An 18,045-nucleotide genomic window follows, 5' to 3' on the forward strand; every position below is an offset into this window, starting at 1 on the left:
TATAGCTAGGCTAAATTCAAACAGGTGATGAGGCTACCTGAAACATATTTTTCAGGTAGCCTAGCGGTTTACACGTTAAACAAGAAGTGCATCACATCGCCATCCTGTACCACGTATTCCTTGCCTTCCACGCGCATTTTGCCGGCTTCTTTGGCTTTGGCTTCGCCGCCGAGCGACACGAAATCGTTGTAGGAAATCACTTGGGCGCGGATGAAGCCGCGTTCGAAGTCGGTGTGGATCACGCCAGCGGCTTGCGGCGCAGTGTCGCCTTTGTGGATGGTCCAGGCGCGGACTTCTTTGACGCCGGCGGTGAAGTAGGTTTGCAGGCCCAAGAGGTCGTAGCCCGCGCGAATCAGGCGGTTCAGGCCGGGTTCTTCCAAGCCCATTTCGGCGAGGAATTCGGCTTTTTCGTCGTCTTCCAATTCGGCGATTTCGCTCTCCATCGCGGCGCAAACGGCAACAACAGGGGCGTTTTCTTTTTCAGCCAATTCTTTCAGGCGGTCGAGGTGCGGATTGTTTTCAAAACCGTCTTCGGCAACGTTGCCGACATACATGGCGGGCTTGGCGGTGAGCAGGAACAGCGGTTTGAGCATGGCGAGCTCGTCTGCGTCTAAGCCGAAGGAGCGCACGGGTTTGCCTTCGTTGAGGTGCGGCAGGATTTTTTTGCACAGTTCCACCAGTTTTTGTGCGTCTTTGTCGCCTGAGCGGGCGCGTTTTTCTTCGCGGACGATGGCTTTTTCGACGCTGGCGAGGTCGGCAAGCGCTAGTTCGGTGCCGATGGTTTCGATGTCGGCAATCGGATCGACTTTGCCGGAAACGTGCACGATGTTATCGTCGTCGAAACAGCGTACGACGTTCACGATGGCGTCGGTTTCGCGGATGTTGGCGAGGAACTGGTTGCCCAAGCCTTCGCCTTTGCTTGCGCCGGCGACCAAACCTGCGATGTCCACAAATTCCACAATGGCGGGCTGCATTTTTTGCGGATTAACGATTTTCGCCAGCTCCGCCATGCGCGGGTCGGGCACTTCGACGATGCCGACGTTGGGCTCGATGGTGCAGAAGGGATAGTTCGCCGCTTCGATGCCCGATTGGGTCAGCGCGTTAAAGAGGGTGGATTTGCCGACGTTGGGCAGGCCGACGATGCCGCATTTCATGCTCATGTGTGTTCCTTAAATGCCGTTAGATTAAAATCGGCGGATTTTAACATAGAAGGCTACCTGAAAGCTGCGGTTTGGGGTTTCAGGTAGCCTAATAGGCGATTTGAAGCGGGCTGAAAACGGCAGCACGGGATGGTAGCCGGGCAGAAGCACGGCTTCGGCTGAGCCAAAATATTGTGACACTTTGTTGAAGCTGCGTTTTCAGGTAGCCTGCGGGGTAGGGCGGAAATAGGCAGTTTGCCCATAAGGCTGCTATAATGCCGCCCCTGTTTGGCCGGCTGTATAGCTAAAGCGGTTATTTCTTCACGCAGCTAGGAAGGAATAAGTGCTTTAGTGTTATGCTGATAACCATACAAAAAAGCTGCACATCACCATGCTTGAACACCTGCCTTATTTCCAGCAACATCTGCCCCGCGATTTGAGCCGCGTTAATGCGGTGATTGAGCGCGCGGTGCAATCGGAAGTGGCGCTGATTTCGCAAATCGGGCGCTACATCATCAGCGCCGGCGGCAAGCGGCTGCGGCCGGTACTTACCATTCTTTCCGGCAAGGTGCTGGACTACGATGAAGACCCGCTCTACGCGCTGGCGGCGATGGTGGAATTCATCCACACCTCCACTCTGCTACACGACGATGTGGTGGATGAAAGCGAGCTGCGGCGCGGCCGGAAAACGGCAAACAATATGTTCGGCAACGCCGCTGCCGTGCTGGTGGGTGATTTCCTCTACACCCGTGCCTTCCAGCTGATGGTGTCTTCAGGCAGCCTGAAGATTTTAGACGTGATGGCCGATGCCACCAACATCATCGCCGAGGGTGAAGTGTTGCAGCTGATGAATATCGGCAACACCAACATCACCGAAGCCGAATATGCGCAGGTGATCCAATATAAAACCGCCAAACTGTTTGAAGCCGCCGCACAAGTGGGCGCGATTTTGGCCGGCGCCACGCCCGAGCAGGAAATTGCGCTGAAATGCTACGGCTGCCATATCGGCACCGCCTTCCAGATTATTGACGACGTACTGGATTATTCCGGCAACATCGAAGAAACCGGCAAAAACGTGGGCGATGATTTGGCCGAAGGCAAGTCAACCCTGCCGCTGATTTACCTGATGCAAAACGCTGAGCAACCGGTGGCCGAAGCTGTGCGCTACGCACTAGAGCACTCGGACCGGAGCTACTTCAAGCAAATTCATGCCTATGTGGCGCAATTCGATGCACTGGCCTATTGCGTGAACGAGGCGCGTAAAGCAGTGGACGAGGCCTTGTCATGCTTGGTCGCGTTGCCGGACAACGAGGTGTCGCAGGCCATGCGGCAGCTTGCCGAAGAATCGCTGGCGCGTGTATCCTAGCGGCCTTTTTTCGGGAATATATAATTGCATCTGAATGTTATCCCGTTATTTTTGGTGCTGCTGATTTTGCTGGGCGTGCTCAGCAACAACCAATCCATCACCATCTCGGCCACCGTGTTGCTCCTGATGCAGTAAACTGTGCTGGTGCGCTATATTCCGCTGGCCGAACAATACGGCATTCAAGCCGGCATTATTCTGCTCACCATCGGCGTGCTCAGTCCGCTGGTGTCGGGCAGAATCCAGTTTCCCGGTTTGGCCGGTTTGATGAGCTGGAAAATGCTGGCGGCGGTTTTGGTGGGCATATTGGTGGCTTGGCTGGCCAGGCGCAGCGTGCCGCTGATGAGCGAGCGGCCAGTGTTGGTAACCGGCCTGCTGTTGGGCACGATTATCGGCGTGGCGTTTTTGGGCGGCATCCCGGTGGGGCCGCTGATTGCCGCGGGGATTTTGTCGCTTATTGTCGGAAAAGCTCGATTGGAAAGTTTGATTATTTCTCGCCGTAGTTCAACGGATAGAACGTATGCCTCCTAAGCGTAAAATACAGGTTCGATTCCTGTCGGCGGGGCCATGACGAAAAGGCTACCTGAAATTTTCAGGTAGCCTTTTTCTTGCCTGCCGTTTGCAGGAAAGGGGGGGTTAGCCCGTATTGCGCAAGCCTTGTGCCACGCCGTTGATGGTGAGGTGGATCAGGTGGATGAGCTGCGGGTTGCCCGGGTGCTGGCGCAAGCGGGCGAGCAGGGCTACCTGAAGCCAGTTGAGCGCGTTCAAGTAGGGAATGCGTAGGGCCAGGGAGCGGGCGAGACTGCGGTTGTCGGTGAGCAGGTGGTCTTGCTCGATTAACTGCAACAGGGCGCGGCGGCTGCGTTCGAACTCGCCTGCAATGCGCTCAAACATGGCTTGGGCGGCCTGCGGCTGGGCGGCCAGGCCAACGTAAGCACGGGCGATATCCAAATCCGCTTTAGCCATCACTTGTTCCATATTGGAGAGCATGGCTTGGAAGAAGGCGCTGTGCCGCACCATATGGCGCAGGCGCTCGAGGTTGGCGGGGTTGTCGCGCAAGAGCTGCTCGACCGCGCTGCCGAAGCCGTACCAAGCAGGCAGCATCAGGCGGTTTTGCGTCCAAGAGAACACCCAGGGAATGGCGCGCAAATCCTGTATCCGCGCCAGGGTTTTGCGGCTGGCAGGGCGGCTGCCGATGTTGAGGCTGGCGATTTCGTTGATTGGGCTGGTTTGCAGGAAGTAGCCCACGAAATCGGGGTGGGTGATGAGTTCGCGGTAGTAGGCGAAGGCGGCATCGGAGAGCGACTGCATCAGCGCGGCATCGGGCTCTTCGGTGCGGTGCGGCAGCAGGCTGGCTTCCAGCGCGGCGGCCACCAAGGTTTCGAGGTTGCGCTCGGCGTTGTCGGCATCGGCGTATTTGGCGGTGATGACTTCGCCTTGCTCGGTGATGCGGATTTGCCCGGCCACGCTGCCGGCGGGTTGGGCCAGCACGGCTTCGTAGGAGGGGCCGCCGCCGCGCCCCACGCTGCCGCCGCGCCCGTGGAACAGGCGCAGGCGCACTTGATGTTTGGCAAACAGTTTCACCAAAGCCTGCTCGGCCTGATACAGCACCCATTGGCTGGTTACATAGCCGCCGTCTTTGTTGCTGTCGGAATAGCCGAGCATGATTTCCTGAATATTGCTGCGGCCGGCGAGCAGGTGGCGGTACCAAGGCAGGGAGAAAAGATGATCCATCACGCCGATGCAGTCTTGCAGCGCTTCGATGGTTTCAAACAGTGGCACGATATTGAGCCGGCTTTCAGGTAGCCCTTCGGCATTCAGGAGCAACAGGCCGGTTTCTTTCATAATCAAGGCCAAGGCAAGCATTTCGCTCACGTTTTCGGCATTGGAAATGATGCTTTGGCGGATAGCTTCCTCGCCGAAGCTGGCTTTAATTTCGGCAGCGGCACGGAAGATAGCCAGCTCGTGTTCGGTATCTTCGCTGTATTGGGCAAACGGGCTGTGGAGCGGGCGCGGGGAAGACAGTTCGCGCAGCAGCACACGTTCGCGCTCGGCTTCGTTCAGCGCGGCGAAGTTTTCCAAGCCGGCAGCGGCAAAGAGCTCGGCTACCACGTCGATATGCTTTTGGGCGTGTTGGCGCAAATCTAGCGGCATCAGATAAAAGCGGAACACGGAAGCGGCACGGATCAGGTCGGCCAAGCGGCCGTCGGCCAGCAGGCGGCTGCCGTTGGCGCATAAGGAAGTGTGCACGGTGTGCAGGTCGGCTAAAAATTCTTCCACCGTGTCATACGGTTCGAGCAGGCCAAACTGGCTGCCCAAGCCGCTGCCGAAACGGTGGGCGGTGGCCACGGTGCGGGCGAGAATATAGGCCAGGGCGCGGCGATAGGGCTCTTCTTCGTGGGCGCGTTCGGTGTCGGGTGATTGGGCTGACAAAGCCAGCACCTCTGGGCTCACGTTCACGCGCCGGACCGACATCGGCAGCTCTTCATACAGTTTGTAGAGCTGGCTGCGGTAGAAGCGGAACACGGCGCTGGCCTGCTGGGAGAAAGCTGTGCGCAGGGTGTCGGCGGAAACGAAAGGGTTGCCGTCGCGGTCGCCGCCGATCCAGCCGCCGATGTGCAACACATTGGACAGGCGGGTGTGTGGGAAGGCTACCTGAAGGGCGGCCTCCAGCTTGCGGTATACGCCGGGCACGGCGCTGAAGAAGCTGAGCGGGAAATACATGATGCCGTTGCTGATTTCGTCGGCCACGGTGATTTTGAAATGACGGTTTTCATTGGTTTGCCACAGCGTCCATAGCATGGTTTGCACCTGCTGCTGCAAGCGTTCTTCGTTCTGCCCGGCCAGGTTGGCGCGTTGGTCGAGCAGGTTGCGGATTTGGCGGTGCAGGGTGAGGGTGGTTTGGCGCTGCACTTCGGTGGGGTGCGCGGTGAGCACGGCGGCCACTTCGGTGTGATTCAGCTGCTGCTGTAAGGCTTCGGCGCTTACGCCTTGCTGTTGCAGCAAATCAAGGGTGTGGCCGAAGGTGGATTTGGCGTTGTCGCGGGTTTGGCTGTGTGCCAGGCGGCGGCGTTGGTGATGTGCATCTTCGGCAATATTGAGGATTTGTGCAAACAGGCCGCAGGCGCGGATGAGGTCTTCCAGCTGTTGGTCGTTGAGCTGCGGCAGGCTGCGCGTTACCACGTCTTGCGGTGCTTCGCCGCCCAGCAGCGCGGCCACGGCTTCCTGCACGGGGCAGTCGGTTTGCTCGGCTAGCACGGTTTGCAGCGCGCCGGTGAGGAAGGCAACGTCGTCGAAGAGCGGCGCGTCTTTATAGGGGTGTTGGCCGGAAGGTTCGGACATCATGGGGTATTCCTTTGCAGAGGGTTATTCTTGGGTTAGCCGGGAAAAACGCAATGTACTGTTTGGGTAATCCAAGCCGTACACGCACCAGATCAATACGAAATAGGAAATGGCATGCAGCGGCCAGTTGGCAGGAAGGCTACCTGAAAACAGCGGAGCCGAAGGTAGACAGGTAAACAAGATGCCCGCCAGCACCGATGCCAGAGCCAGCCATTGGTATACGCGCATGCCGAGAAAATACGGCGTTTGTGGTTCGCCACGCAGCGATTCTTCCACAAAGCGGAACGCACCGCTGAGAATCAAATACATACCGGCGATAAACGAAGCAGGCATTTGCAGCCGGTATAAGCGCCACAGCAGAAAAAAGCTCAGAAAATTGGCGGCGATGGAATAAAACTGGGTGGGGTGCAGATTTTTCCCCTGCCAGCCAGCCAGTTTGCACACACGCGATTTATCATGGAAAAAGCGGATACCCGGCATATCGGTGGGGATACCGTGGCAGCAGCCCTGAATCAGGCAGCGGCAGCGGCCAAACAGCTGGATGGGGCAGGCAGCCAGCGCGGCCGCGCCCAACAGCGTCCAACTGCCCAAATTCGAACCGGCAGCAATCAGACAGCCGACCAGCACGATGCCGAACACGCTGCCGTAGTAGCCAAACGGGCGCAGCAGCGCCGATGAGCCTTCCACCCATTGCGCCCATAAGCCCGCGCCAATAAATCCGGCAACTCCCAGCAGCCACACTACCCACAAATACTGCGGCAGCAGATAAGCCAACACCAGAAAACCGCACACGCCGCCCAATGCGGCATAGAAGCCGTGGTTAATCAGCCGCAGGCGGCCGAAGCGCCATTCGTGCCACGAGTTGGCAATATATTCGGCGGCACGCAACAGAGCGCGGTAGATCGGTTGCCGGTGTCGGATTGCCCAATAAGCGGCCATCCCGGCCAACACATCGGCCAAGGTATGGTTGCGTGGTCAGACAGCTGACAATCACCAGCACCGCCAACAAAGCCCATACCATACGCCACTGCGGGCGGCATAGGCAAGAATATCGTGCAGCCAATAGCGCCCAAAATACATGAAACGAAGGCAGCGCTGCGGCGGCGCTATCATACTCCCGCCCCAGGGCAATCCAACGTAGCCACAACGTATTTTCAGGTAGTCTGCCGTAGCGCACGGCAGCCGGAATAATCAGATAACAATAGAAAATCAGTGCCATGCCCCAGAATGCGTCTAGGGTAAAGCCGCGCAGCTGGCGGTTTTGCCGCAACCACAGCGGCAGCAGCCCGGCCCACGGGTAAAGCAGTACATAAAACACCACACTGAAGCCCCACAGCGGCACGGCCTTATCCCAAGCGCCGTTGCTATACCACGCATCGGGCGGCACCCCCGGCCACACAAACACTTCATACAGCAGCAGCCATACCAGCCAAACCTTCAGTCCGAGCAACAGCCGCCTGGAGAAAGCCGCCTCATGCCCGTTATCCGGCGGCAGGCTGAACAGACCGTAGTGCAGCATCGGCCGGGCGCCAAACTGCTTGGCCATCACCTCGCGCTCGAAGCCAGCCACATAAGCCACAATGAGCAATGCAAACAGCGGCGATACCAGCCACAGCCCGCCGGGCGACTGCGCATACAGTGCCGTGCCCGTGCAAAGCATGACGGCGCCGGTATAAATCGGGTGGCGGCACAGGTGGTAGGCGCCGGAAGCTACAAAATGCTGCGGCGGAAACGCATTCATTGGCAGGCCGCCGCCGCGGTACCACAGGTTGTGCATCGCCCACAGGATTAATGCCAGCCCGGCCGCCGCCAGCAGCGCGCCGGCCAGCGGGTAGGGCGGTACCGGCAGCTGCACCACATCCGAAGTGTGCCGTGCCCAATATTGCAGCACTAGCGGCAGCAGCAGGCAGAACACCAAGGCATAAACAATTTTTTGCAGGGTAACGCTTATTTTTGCCATAACACCCTCTCGTATAAGGCCCAGCCTTCCACGGCAATATTTTCAGGTAGCCTTAAGGTGGCGCGGCTTTTCCATTTTTGTTCGCGGCTGGATAAAAATCTGCGGCTGAATAGTAGCCGCAACAATGGGTTGCGTGCTGCAATAGCCAGCAGCGGCTCGTCTTTTATCGTTTCCGGTGCAGCAAACGCCAGATGCAGGCCGAATGCCGGCGCTTTCAGCCCACCGGCTTCCAGCACGAAATCTTCAGTTAGCACGCCGTTGTAGTACAAACGTTTTAGCGGCACTTCGCCGCGCCATTCGATCCACACCACATAGTGCTGCTCCGATACGAAACGCCCCCAATACAGCTTGCATAACGGCAGCTGTTGCGGCCAAAAATCCATTTCCAGCGTTTCGGCATAACCCAAGCCGCCGTATTCCTGCCCGTTTAAGGCTACCTGAAAACGGGCATTGGGCGTGTGGGCATGCCAAACGAGCCGATGTTTGCCGCCGGCCGGCAAGGTAAGCCGGACACCGTCGGACAAAGCCTGCCAGCGGCCTTCGAGGCCAAGCTTGGGTTGTCGGATGCTGTTGGGGGATAGTTGCGATGCGCTCAGGCAGCTGCGTTCGATGGTGCAGCCGTGGGCCGGGCTGAAAATCAGGGCGGAATAGGGCAGCTTGATGCCGTGGTAATGCAGCTCGGCCGCATAGGCAATCAATGCGTTGCCGGCAGCATCAATGCCGTCGAAATAATGTTTGCACAGGCGGAACATGATGGGAGAAAAACTATTTGGCCGGATGAGGCTACCTGAAAAATAGCAGTTTCGTGCCAGCCGATATTTTCAGGTAGCCTTGGCTGGCACGGCCGGCATACTGTTTGATTGCAGTTTACGCGGCAGCTGGCTGGAAGGAAACAGCGTGTTTAGATGTTGCCAAGCCTACAGCGCGGCTTCGTCCCGCTCGCCGGTGCGGATGCGCACCACGCCTTCCACCGGCAGGATGAAGATTTTGCCGTCGCCGATTTTGCCGGAGTTGGCCGCCTGCACGATGGCTTCCACCGCCTGCTCGACCATGCTGTCTTCCAGCACGATTTCCAGCCGGATTTTGGGCAGGAAATCCACCGCGTATTCCGCACCGCGATAGATTTCGGTGTGGCCTTTTTGGCGACCGAAGCCTTTCACTTCGGTTACGGTCATGCCATTTACACCGATATCGGTGAGCGCGTCGCGCACATCGTCGAGTTTGAATGGTTTGATGATGGCTTCGATTTTTTTCATGGGTTCCTCGGGTGGGTTGGTATATTAAGGTCTGGATGGGTTTATAGCTGAAACAATTATTTCTTCATACCAGGCGGTAAGCCGCAGACAGTAGTAGTGCGGCAAGGCGAGCCAACGCAGTATGAAGAAATAAGTGGTTTAGCTGTAACGCTACCACAAGGCAGCAGTGCTTTCAATCGGCTTACTCCTCCGACAGATTAGGGCAGACTTGGCGTATAATTACGCCTCCCCAACCCTCTCTCATGCGAGTCTGCTCATGCCTATCCTCTTCCTGCGCGGCGAGCGCGCCCTGTCTGGTTTCCGTGTTGAAAAACTGCTGCAAAAAGCTGCTGCTTTGGGGCTACCTGAAGCTGAAATCCGCAGTGAGTATTGGTATTTTGCCGATTGTGCCGAAGGCTTGAATGTAGCAGATGCGGAAAAGTTGGAAGCCTTGCTGGCGGGGCAAGTGGCATCAGAGTTGCCGCAGTCTTCAGGTAGCCTGCATCTGTTTCTCATCACACCGCGTATCGGCACGATTTCGCCTTGGGCTTCCAAAGCCACAGAAATTGCGAAAAACTGCGGCTTCACCCAAATCCAGCGCATCGAACGCGGCATGGCAGTGTGGCTTTCAGGTAGCCTTTCCGAAGCGCAGAAACAGCAATGGGCAGCTTTGCTGCACGACCGCATGACCGAATCTGTGTTGCCCGATTTTCAGGTAGCCGCCAAATTGTTCACCCACCCCGAAGCGCACACCTTCGATACGGTGGATGTGCTCTCCGGCGGCCGTGCTGCACTAGAAAAAGCCAATACCGACTTAGGCTTGGCACTCTCACCCGACGAAATCGATTATCTGCTGGATAATTATCAGACTTTAAAACGCAATCCGTCTGATGTGGAACTGATGATGTTCGCGCAGGCCAACAGTGAACACTGCCGCCACAAAATCTTCAATGCCGATTTCATCTTAAATGGAGAAAAGCAGCCCAAATCGCTGTTCCGCATGATTCGCGACACGCACGAAGCCGCGCCGGCCGGCACGGTGGTGGCGTATAAGGACAACGCCTCGGTAATCGAAGGCGCGAAAATCGCCCGTTTTTATCCCGATGCGGCGGCCAATCAGGGCTACCGTTTCCACGAAGAAGATACGCATATCCTGATGAAGGTGGAAACGCACAACCACCCCACGGCGATTGCACCGTTTGCCGGTGCGGCCACCGGTGCGGGCGGCGAAATCCGCGACGAAGGCGCAACGGGACGCGGCGCTCGCCCCAAAGCCGGCCTCACCGGCTATACGGTTTCCAACCTCAATATCCCCGATTTGAAACAGCCTTGGGAAGGCGGCTACGGCAAGCCCGCCCACATTGCCTCCCCGCTCGACATCATGATTGAAGCCCCCATCGGCGGCGCGGCGTTCAACAACGAATTCGGCCGCCCGAACCTGCTGGGCTATTTCCGCACCTTCGAAGCCGAGTTCGACGGCCAAATGCGCGGCTACCACAAGCCGATTATGATTGCCGGCGGTTTGGGTAATATTCAGGCAGAACAAACGCATAAACACGAAATCCCCGAAGGCGCGCTGTTGGTGCAGCTCGGCGGGCCGGGCATGCTCATCGGCTTGGGCGGCGGCGCCGCTTCGTCGATGGACACAGGTGCGAACGATGCTTCGCTCGATTTCAACTCTGTGCAGCGCGGCAATCCCGAAATCGAACGGCGCGCGCAAGAAGTGATCGACCGCTGCTGGCAGCTCGGTGCGGCCAACCCGATTATCGCTATTCACGACGTGGGCGCGGGCGGCCTGTCCAACGCTTTTCCCGAATTGGTCAACGATGCGGGGCGCGGCGCGGTATTTAAGCTGCGCGATGTGCCGCTGGAAGAGCACGGCCTGACGCCGCTGCAAATCTGGTGCAACGAGGCGCAGGAGCGTTATGTGTTGTCGATTCTGGAAAAAGATTTGGACACTTTCCGCGCCATTTGCGAACGCGAGCGCTGCCCGTTTGCCGTGGTCGGCACGGCTACCGACGACGGGCATTTGCAGGTGCGCGACGATTTGTTTGCCAACAAGCCCGTGGATTTGCCGCTGAACGTATTGCTCGGCAAACCGCCCAAAACCACGCGCACCGATAAAACGCAACAGCAGCCTGAAAAACCGTTTTCAGGTAGCCATATCGATTTGAAGGAAGCCGCCTACCGCGTGTTGCAACTGCCGGCCGTGGCCGCGAAAAACTTCCTTATCAATATCGGCGACCGCAGTGTGGGCGGCTTGACCCACCGCGACCAGATGGTCGGCCGCTGGCAAACCCCCGTGGCCGACTGCGCCGTGACCATCATGGGCTTCGATACGCATCGCGGCGAAGCGATGGCCATGGGTGAAAAACCTGCCGTTGCGCTGTTTGACGCGCCCGCTTCGGGCAGGATGTGTATCGGCGAAGCCATTACCAATATCGCGGCGGTTAATATCGGCGATATCGGCAACATCAAATTCTCCGCCAACTGGATGGCCGCCTGCGGCAATACGGGCGAAGACGAGAAACTCTACCGCACGGTGGAAGCCGTGTCGCAGATGTGCCGGGAAATCGGCGTGAGCATCCCCGTGGGCAAAGACAGCCTTTCCATGAAAACCGTGTGGCAGGACGGCGCGGAGAAAAAATCCGTGGTGTCGCCGTTGAGCCTGATTGCCACCGCCTTCGCCCCTGTGCAGGACGTGCGCAAAACGGTTACGCCCGACATCAAGCAGGTGGCGGACAGCGTGCTGCTGCTGGTGGATTTGGGGCAGGGCAAAGCCCGCATGGGCGGCTCGGCCTTAACGCAGGTGTGTGGCGAATTGGGCGGCGAAACGCCCGACATCGAAGCAGGCCGCCTGAAAAAGTTTTACGATGTGATTCAGCGGCTGGTGCAGGAAGGCAAACTGCTTGCCTACCACGACCGCAGCGACGGCGGCCTGTTTGCCACACTGGCGGAAATGGCGTTTGCGGGGCGGTGCGGATTGGATATTGATATAGGCGAGCTTGCTTACCAGTCTGAACAAATGCTGAATTGGTTGGATAAACAGCAGGATACTATGCCTGACGACGAGTTTGCTTGCTTGGTAAACAAATTGTTGTTCAATGAAGAGTTGGGTGCAGTGCTGCAAGTGCGTACACAAGATAAAGCTTATTTGTATGAATTGTTTGAAGAGCAAGGTTTAGGAAAGGTAACCCGATACAGCCCTGAATGTGGTATTGCTTTGGTGCAACACATGATTGCAGAAATCGGTTTTAGCACCCAGCATCAAAATATCATCATTACTTGCCAAAATGATGAGCTCTTCCGTGAAAACAGCTTAGACCTGCAACGCGCCTGGCAGTCCACCTCCCACCAAATCCAGCGCCTGCGAGACAACCCCGCCTGCGCCGACAGCGAATTCGCCTTGCTGGCCGATAAAGAACGCAGCCGGCTGTTTGCCGATTTAAGCTTTGATGTGAAACAGGATATTGCCGCACCGTTTATCAACAGCGGGGCAAAACCCAAAATCGCCATCCTGCGAGAACAGGGCGTGAACGGCCAAGTGGAAATGGCCGCCGCCTTCACCCGCGCCGGTTTTGATGCCTACGATGTGCATATGTCCGACATGATGGCAGGCCGCGTGAAGCTGGAAACCTTCCAAATGCTGGCCGCCTGCGGCGGGTTCAGCTACGGCGACGTGCTGGGCGCGGGCGAAGGCTGGGCGAAATCTATCCTGTTCCACAGCAAACTGCGCGACCAGTTTGCCGAATTCTTCGCTAGGCCGGACACACTCTCACTCGGCGTGTGCAACGGCTGCCAGATGATGGCGAACTTGGCCGAAATCATCCCAGGCGCGGAGGGTTGGCCGAAGTTCCGCCGCAACGAATCCGAACAGTTTGAAGCACGCCTGAGCATGGTGCGCGTGCCGCAATCGCCCTCGCTGATTTTGGCCGATATGATGGGCAGCAGCCTGCCGGTGGTGGTTAGCCACGGCGAAGGCCGCGCCGATTTCGCCCACTTGGGGCGAGCTGAAAACCAAGTTTCAGGCAGCCTGAAAACCGCCATGCAATATATCGATGGCCAGGGCAAGCCCACCCAAACCTACCCACTCAACCCCAACGGCTCGCCCGATGCCATCGCCGCCGTCACCACCGCCGACGGCCGCGTAACCATCATGATGCCGCATCCGGAGCGGGTGTACCGCAGCGCGCAAATGAGCTGGCTGCCGGAAGAGTGGCGCGACAGCGAATTGGCCGGCTGGTATCGGATGTTTGCTACGGCACGGAAGGTGCTGGGCTAGACTGTCGGGCAATATAAGGCTACCTGAAAGTATCCGCTTCAATGCCGTGAGAATGTAGAAGCTGAATACTTTCAGGTAGCCTCAATCATGGCGAAAACGGAGATAGGGTATGGAAACCAAGCTGCTGGTGTTAAAACCGGCCAAAATATTCGGCGATCCCAACGAGTTGGCCAACTTCCGCTTTGCCAACGGCCGGGGCTTCTCCGCATCCTACCAGCGCTTTGCCACGCAATATGGCTGGGGTCGTTCGCTGGGCAACTATCTCGTCCACATTCCAGCCAATCCGCAATATTGCGATTCCTGGCAGCAGGCCAGTGCAGCCGTGAAATCTACCTATATCGCTGATTTAGACGAATACGAAGGCTTTTTCTCCGCGCAGCACGTTTGCCTGATGGCCAGGATGGAGTTTTTTGCCAAAAGCGAATCCGGCACTTATCTGTTTTGGGATATTGAAAGCCGACCGAGCCAAGACGAATTCGATATTTATGCTTTCGATTTCAGGGAAGAGCCCTTCTTAATCGGCCGCTCGCTAGACGAAGTCTGGTTCAACCTCACCCGCGAATCCGCTGCCACCGCCGCCCTGCGTGCCGCGCCGCGCCAGGCCGTGTTTGAAGGATTTGATTCGATGTCATAAGCGGGCAAGCCAGCCCGATATTTTTCAGGTAGCCTCATCATGAATTGGGAAACCCTCACGCAAATCGACCGCCGCCACATTTGGCATCCCTACGCCGCCATGCCCAACACCCAGCCGGTGTACGCCGTGGCACGGGCGGAAGGTTGCAGCATCGAGCTGGCCGATGGCAAACGGCTGGTGGACGGCACCTCTTCTTGGTGGGCGGCGCTGCACGGCTACAACCACCCGCGCCTCAACGCTGCGGCCGTCGCACAATTGGCGAAGATGAGCCATGTGATGTTCGGCGGGCTCACCCACGAGCCGGCGGTGCGGCTCACGCAGTTGCTGCTGGAATTGTTGCCGACGGCCCTCAACCAAGTATTTTATGCCGACAGCGGTTCGGTGGCGGTGGAAGTGGCGATGAAGATGGCGCTGCAATACCAGCAGGCCGTGGGGCGGGGTAAACGCTGCCGTTTCGCCACCATCCGCGCCGGTTATCACGGCGACACCTGGCATGCCATGTCGGTATGCGATCCGGAAGAAGGCATGCACGGCCTGTTTTCGAGCAGCCTGCCGGTGCAGTACTTCCTGCCGCAACCGGCCAGCCCGTTCCACGGCAAATGGCAGCCGGAAAGTATCCGCCCGTTGGAAAACTTGTTGGCAGAAAAACATGATGAATTGGCGGCGCTGATTTTAGAGCCGGTGGTGCAGGGGGCGGGCGGAATGTATTTCTACCATCCCGAATACCTGCGGCAGGCGCGGGCATTGTGCAGCCGATACGGCGTGCTGCTGATTTTTGACGAAATCGCCACCGGCTTTGGCCGCAGCGGCGAAATGTTTGCTTTGGAGCATGCCGACGTGGTGCCGGACATTATCTTGCTGGGCAAGGGGCTCACCGGCGGGTATCTCACCTTGTCGGCGGCGGTGTGCACCGAGGAAATTTCCGCGGCCATCAGCCGGGGCCAAGCGGGCGCATTTATGCACGGCCCCACCTTTATGGCCAACCCGCTGGCCTGCGCGGTGGCGGCAGAGAGCGTAGCGATGCTGCGGGAAAGCCCGTGGCGGCAGCGGGTGGCCAATATCGAGCAAACGCTGCGGCGTAAGCTGGCTGCGGCGGCGCAATGGCGTTGCGTGCGCGAAGTGCGGGCGCTTGGCGCGATTGGGGTGTTGGAGATGGCGCAGCCGGTCAACACGGCTTCCCTGCAGCCGCAGCTGGTGGAAAAGGGCGTGTGGGTGCGGCCGTTCGGGCGGCTGGTATATCTGATGCCGCCGTTTGTGATCAGCCAGCAGGAATTGGATTTCTTGGCCGAACAGACCTTGGCGGCAGTGGCGGAGGAATACGGCGAAGCATGGCCGCAGTCCGAATAATGCTACACGCACTGAAGGCTACCTGAAATTTTCAGGTAGCCTGTTTGCAGAGAGGAGAACAGTATGCAGAAACTGGTTTATTTTGTTAGCGGCATCGACACCGGCATCGGCAAAAGCATCGCCACCGGCCTGTATGCCAAAGAGCTGGCCGCTGCCGGCCGCCGTGTGATTACCCAAAAAATCGTGCAAACCGGCTGTCAAGGCATCGCCGAAGACATCCAAACCCACCGCCGCCTGCAAGGCATCGGGCTCACCGAACACGACCGCAACGGCAGCACCTGCCCCTATGTGTTTGCCTACCCCTGCTCGCCGCACTTGGCTGCCGAGCAGGAACAGCGCCCCATTGATTTGAAAACCATCGATGCAGCCACCCAAACCCTGCTGCAAAGCTACGACACCGTGCTGCTCGAAGGGGCGGGCGGGCTGATGGTGCCGCTAAACCGCGAGCAAACCCTGCTCGATTTTGCCGCCGAACGCGGCTATCCGCTGGTGTTGGTTACATCCGGCCGCCTGGGCAGCATCAACCACACCCTGCTCAGCCTTGCCGCTGCCCGCCATGCCGGCCTGCCGGTGCACCGGCTGGTGTACAACTGCTATCCCGCGCCCGACCCCGTAATCGGCGCGGAAACCGAACGCTATTTGCGTGATTATCTGCAGCAGCATTTCCCCGAGGCGGAATGGACGGTGTTGGCAGAGGCTACCTGAAAACCGTTCGCAGCATTTTTCAGGTAGCCTTGCACACAGCTTTAGCCCGAACCCCCACATATCCGCTATAATCCGCATTTTCGTTTACCCCTCTCCCCAAACCGAATCATGGGACAAAAAATCCAAGCCGTAAAAGGCATGAACGACCTCTTGCCGGTGGAGCAGAAAGATTTCAAGCTCACCGCCGCCTTCTGGCAGGCCTTTGAAAACCGCATCGGCCAATGGGCGCACCGCTTCGGCTACCGCCAAATCCGCACCCCGATCGTGGAGCAAACCGGCCTTTTCGTGCGCTCCATTGGTGAAGACACCGATGTGGTGGACAAAGAAATGTATACCTTTGCCGACTCCAACGACACCCTCAGCCTCAGCCTGCGCCCCGAAGGCACCGCCTCCTGCCTGCGCGCCGTGGTGGAGCACAATCTGCTGTACAACGGCGGCCAGAAGCTGTGGTATATGGGCCCCATGTTCCGCCGCGAACGCCCGCAGAAGGGGCGCTACCGCCAATTCCACCAAGTGGGTGTGGAAGCGCTGGGCTTTGAAGGCCCCGATATCGATGCCGAAATCATCGCCATGTGCGCCGATTTGTGGCGCGAGCTCGGCATCAGCCAATATCTGACTTTGGAAATCAACAGCCTGGGCAACCGCGAAGAACGCGCCGCCCACCGCGCCGCCTTGGTAGGCTACCTGAAACAGCACGAAGCCGCGCTGGATGAAGACAGCCGCCGCCGTATGCACACCAATCCGTTGCGCGTGCTGGACAGCAAAAACCCCGATTTGCAGGAAATCTGCAATGCCGCCCCGCGCTTGGCCGATTATCTCGGCGAAGCCTCCCGCGCCCACTACGCCGGTTTCAAAGCCCTGCTCGACGGTTTGGGCATTGCCTATGTGGAAAACCACCGCCTCGTGCGCGGGCTGGACTACTACAACCAAACCGTGTTCGAATGGACCACCGACAAACTCGGCGCCCAAGCCACCGTGTGCGGCGGCGGCCGCTACGACGGCCTGATTGAAGAGCTCGGCGGCAAACCCGCCCCCTCCATCGGCTTTGCCATGGGCGTGGAGCGGCTGCTGCTGTTGGTACACGAATACGGCAGTCTGCAAGCCGATGCCGCACCCGATATTTATGTGATACACCAAGGCGGCGATACCTTGCTGCCCAGCATGCAGTATGCCGCCGCTGCCCGCGCCGCCGGCTTCAGCGTGCTGCAACATTCCGGCAGTCAGAAACTGGCCGCCCAAATGAAAAAAGCCGACGCCTTCGGCGCCAAAGTGGCGCTGATCGTGGGCGAAGGCGAGCTGGCCGAAGGCAAAGCCAGCCTCAAAGATATGCAGCAAGGGCGCGGCCAAGTGAGCGTGCTTGCTGCCGATTTGCTTCAACAATTAAACGAATGGATACGCTAAATGGCTGTTTACGATTTAAAAGACCAAGAAGAAATTGAAAACTTCAAATATTTCTGGCGCAGCTGGGGGCGCTGGCTGTTTGCCCTGCTCGTGGTGGCCGCCATCGGCTACTTTGGCTGGGTGATGTACCGCAGCCACCAGCGCAACGTGAGCAACGAAGCTGTGGCCGTGTTTGACCAGTGGGCAGAAAATCAGCAGGCCGGCAAACCTGCCGAAGCCGCCAAACTGCTCACTCAACTGCAAAGCCAATATCCGACCAGCGTTTCCTCCGCCCAAGCCACCCTGATGCAGGCCGGTGCCGCCTTCGACCAAGGCAAATACGACGAAGCCGCCGGCCACCTGAACTGGGTGCTCAAATACCACCAAGAACCGCTCATCCGCGCCATGGCCATCCAGCGCCTGGCCACCGTTCAGCTGCAACAGCAGAAATACGACGCAGCCATCGCCACCCTCGGCATGAATACCGATGAAGCCTACGCTGGTATCTTGTTGGAAACCAAAGGCGATGTTTACGCCGCCCAAGGCAAACGCAGCGAAGCCGCCGCCGCCTACAAACAGGCGATGGACAAACTGCCCCAAGACGACCAAGGGCGCGAGTTCATACAGCTGAAAATCGACCAGCTGAACTAAGGCAGGC

The 18,045-nt window shown here is 58.2% G+C and carries 14 protein-coding genes, 1 tRNA gene and 1 pseudogene; 9 read left to right on the plus strand and 7 right to left on the minus strand.

What is annotated here, in order from left to right:
- Positions 1-68: 68 nt before the first annotated feature.
- A complete protein-coding gene (gene ychF / locus A7P99_RS01460) occupies positions 69-1,160 on the minus strand; it encodes a redox-regulated ATPase YchF (RefSeq protein ID WP_067446783.1) in 1,092 nt (363 codons plus the stop codon).
- 24 nt (positions 1,161-1,184) lie between these two features.
- Complete coding sequence (locus tag A7P99_RS09920; RefSeq protein WP_153705451.1) at positions 1,185-1,340, minus strand: hypothetical protein; 156 nt, start codon at positions 1,338-1,340, stop codon at positions 1,185-1,187.
- A gap of 190 nt (positions 1,341-1,530) precedes the next feature.
- Between A7P99_RS09920 and A7P99_RS01465 the strand changes: the two genes are divergently transcribed.
- The 3 genes and pseudogenes from A7P99_RS01465 (at position 1,531) to A7P99_RS01475 (ending at position 3,070) form a co-directional block, all read left to right on the plus strand.
- A complete protein-coding gene (locus A7P99_RS01465; protein ID WP_067446786.1) occupies positions 1,531-2,505 on the plus strand; it encodes a polyprenyl synthetase family protein in 975 nt (324 codons plus the stop codon).
- A gap of 24 nt (positions 2,506-2,529) precedes the next feature.
- Positions 2,530-2,970: pseudogene (locus A7P99_RS01470) on the plus strand (DUF441 domain-containing protein); the annotation flags it as partial.
- A gap of 25 nt (positions 2,971-2,995) precedes the next feature.
- Positions 2,996-3,070, plus strand: a tRNA-Arg gene (locus A7P99_RS01475).
- A gap of 68 nt (positions 3,071-3,138) precedes the next feature.
- Here A7P99_RS01475 and ppc read toward each other — a convergent pair.
- The 5 genes from ppc to A7P99_RS01495 all read right to left on the minus strand — a co-directional run bounded on the left by ppc (position 3,139) and on the right by A7P99_RS01495 (position 9,060).
- Positions 3,139-5,847 carry a phosphoenolpyruvate carboxylase gene (gene ppc, locus A7P99_RS01480; RefSeq protein WP_067446788.1) on the minus strand — a complete coding sequence of 903 codons (2,709 nt, stop codon included), beginning with the start codon at positions 5,845-5,847 and terminating at the stop codon, positions 3,139-3,141.
- 21 nt (positions 5,848-5,868) lie between these two features.
- Positions 5,869-6,732, minus strand: coding sequence for a prolipoprotein diacylglyceryl transferase family protein (locus A7P99_RS10355; RefSeq protein WP_231866507.1), 864 nt, complete (start codon positions 6,730-6,732; stop codon positions 5,869-5,871).
- Positions 6,665-7,804 carry an isoprenylcysteine carboxylmethyltransferase family protein gene (locus A7P99_RS10360; RefSeq protein ID WP_231863698.1) on the minus strand — a complete coding sequence of 380 codons (1,140 nt, stop codon included), beginning with the start codon at positions 7,802-7,804 and terminating at the stop codon, positions 6,665-6,667. The genes A7P99_RS10355 and A7P99_RS10360 overlap by 68 nt, the downstream gene beginning before the upstream one ends.
- On the minus strand, positions 7,792-8,556 hold the full coding sequence (locus tag A7P99_RS01490; RefSeq protein ID WP_067527653.1) for a hypothetical protein: 765 nt from the start codon (positions 8,554-8,556) through the stop codon (positions 7,792-7,794). Before A7P99_RS01490 ends, A7P99_RS10360 begins: the two co-directional genes overlap by 13 nt.
- A gap of 165 nt (positions 8,557-8,721) precedes the next feature.
- Positions 8,722-9,060: a P-II family nitrogen regulator gene (locus A7P99_RS01495; RefSeq protein ID WP_003823108.1), complete on the minus strand. Its 339-nt coding sequence runs from the start codon at positions 9,058-9,060 to the stop codon at positions 8,722-8,724.
- 256 nt (positions 9,061-9,316) lie between these two features.
- Here A7P99_RS01495 and purL point away from each other — a divergent pair, with 256 nt between their 5' ends.
- From purL to A7P99_RS01525, 6 genes are all read left to right on the plus strand, one after another.
- Positions 9,317-13,321 carry a phosphoribosylformylglycinamidine synthase gene (purL, locus tag A7P99_RS01500; protein ID WP_067686275.1) on the plus strand — a complete coding sequence of 1,335 codons (4,005 nt, stop codon included), beginning with the start codon at positions 9,317-9,319 and terminating at the stop codon, positions 13,319-13,321.
- A 109-nt stretch (positions 13,322-13,430) separates the two neighbouring features.
- Complete coding sequence (locus tag A7P99_RS01505) at positions 13,431-13,955, plus strand: hypothetical protein (RefSeq protein WP_156499661.1); 525 nt, start codon at positions 13,431-13,433, stop codon at positions 13,953-13,955.
- Positions 13,956-13,994: 39 nt separating this feature from the next.
- Entirely contained in the window at positions 13,995-15,302 is a 1,308-nt protein-coding gene (gene bioA / locus A7P99_RS01510; protein ID WP_067446794.1) for an adenosylmethionine--8-amino-7-oxononanoate transaminase, read from the plus strand.
- A 63-nt stretch (positions 15,303-15,365) separates the two neighbouring features.
- The gene (gene bioD, locus A7P99_RS01515) at positions 15,366-16,007 is read left to right on the plus strand and encodes a dethiobiotin synthase (RefSeq protein WP_067527657.1); all 642 of its coding nucleotides are present in this window, start codon (positions 15,366-15,368) and stop codon (positions 16,005-16,007) included.
- A gap of 108 nt (positions 16,008-16,115) precedes the next feature.
- Positions 16,116-17,408, plus strand: coding sequence for a histidine--tRNA ligase (gene hisS / locus A7P99_RS01520; RefSeq protein WP_067446798.1), 1,293 nt, complete (start codon positions 16,116-16,118; stop codon positions 17,406-17,408).
- Complete coding sequence (locus tag A7P99_RS01525) at positions 17,409-18,038, plus strand: tetratricopeptide repeat protein (protein WP_067446800.1); 630 nt, start codon at positions 17,409-17,411, stop codon at positions 18,036-18,038.
- Positions 18,039-18,045: the final 7 nt, after the last annotated feature.

It is taken from the genome of Eikenella sp. NML120348, assembly GCF_001648435.1.
In the GTDB taxonomy this organism is placed as follows: domain Bacteria; phylum Pseudomonadota; class Gammaproteobacteria; order Burkholderiales; family Neisseriaceae; genus Eikenella; species Eikenella exigua.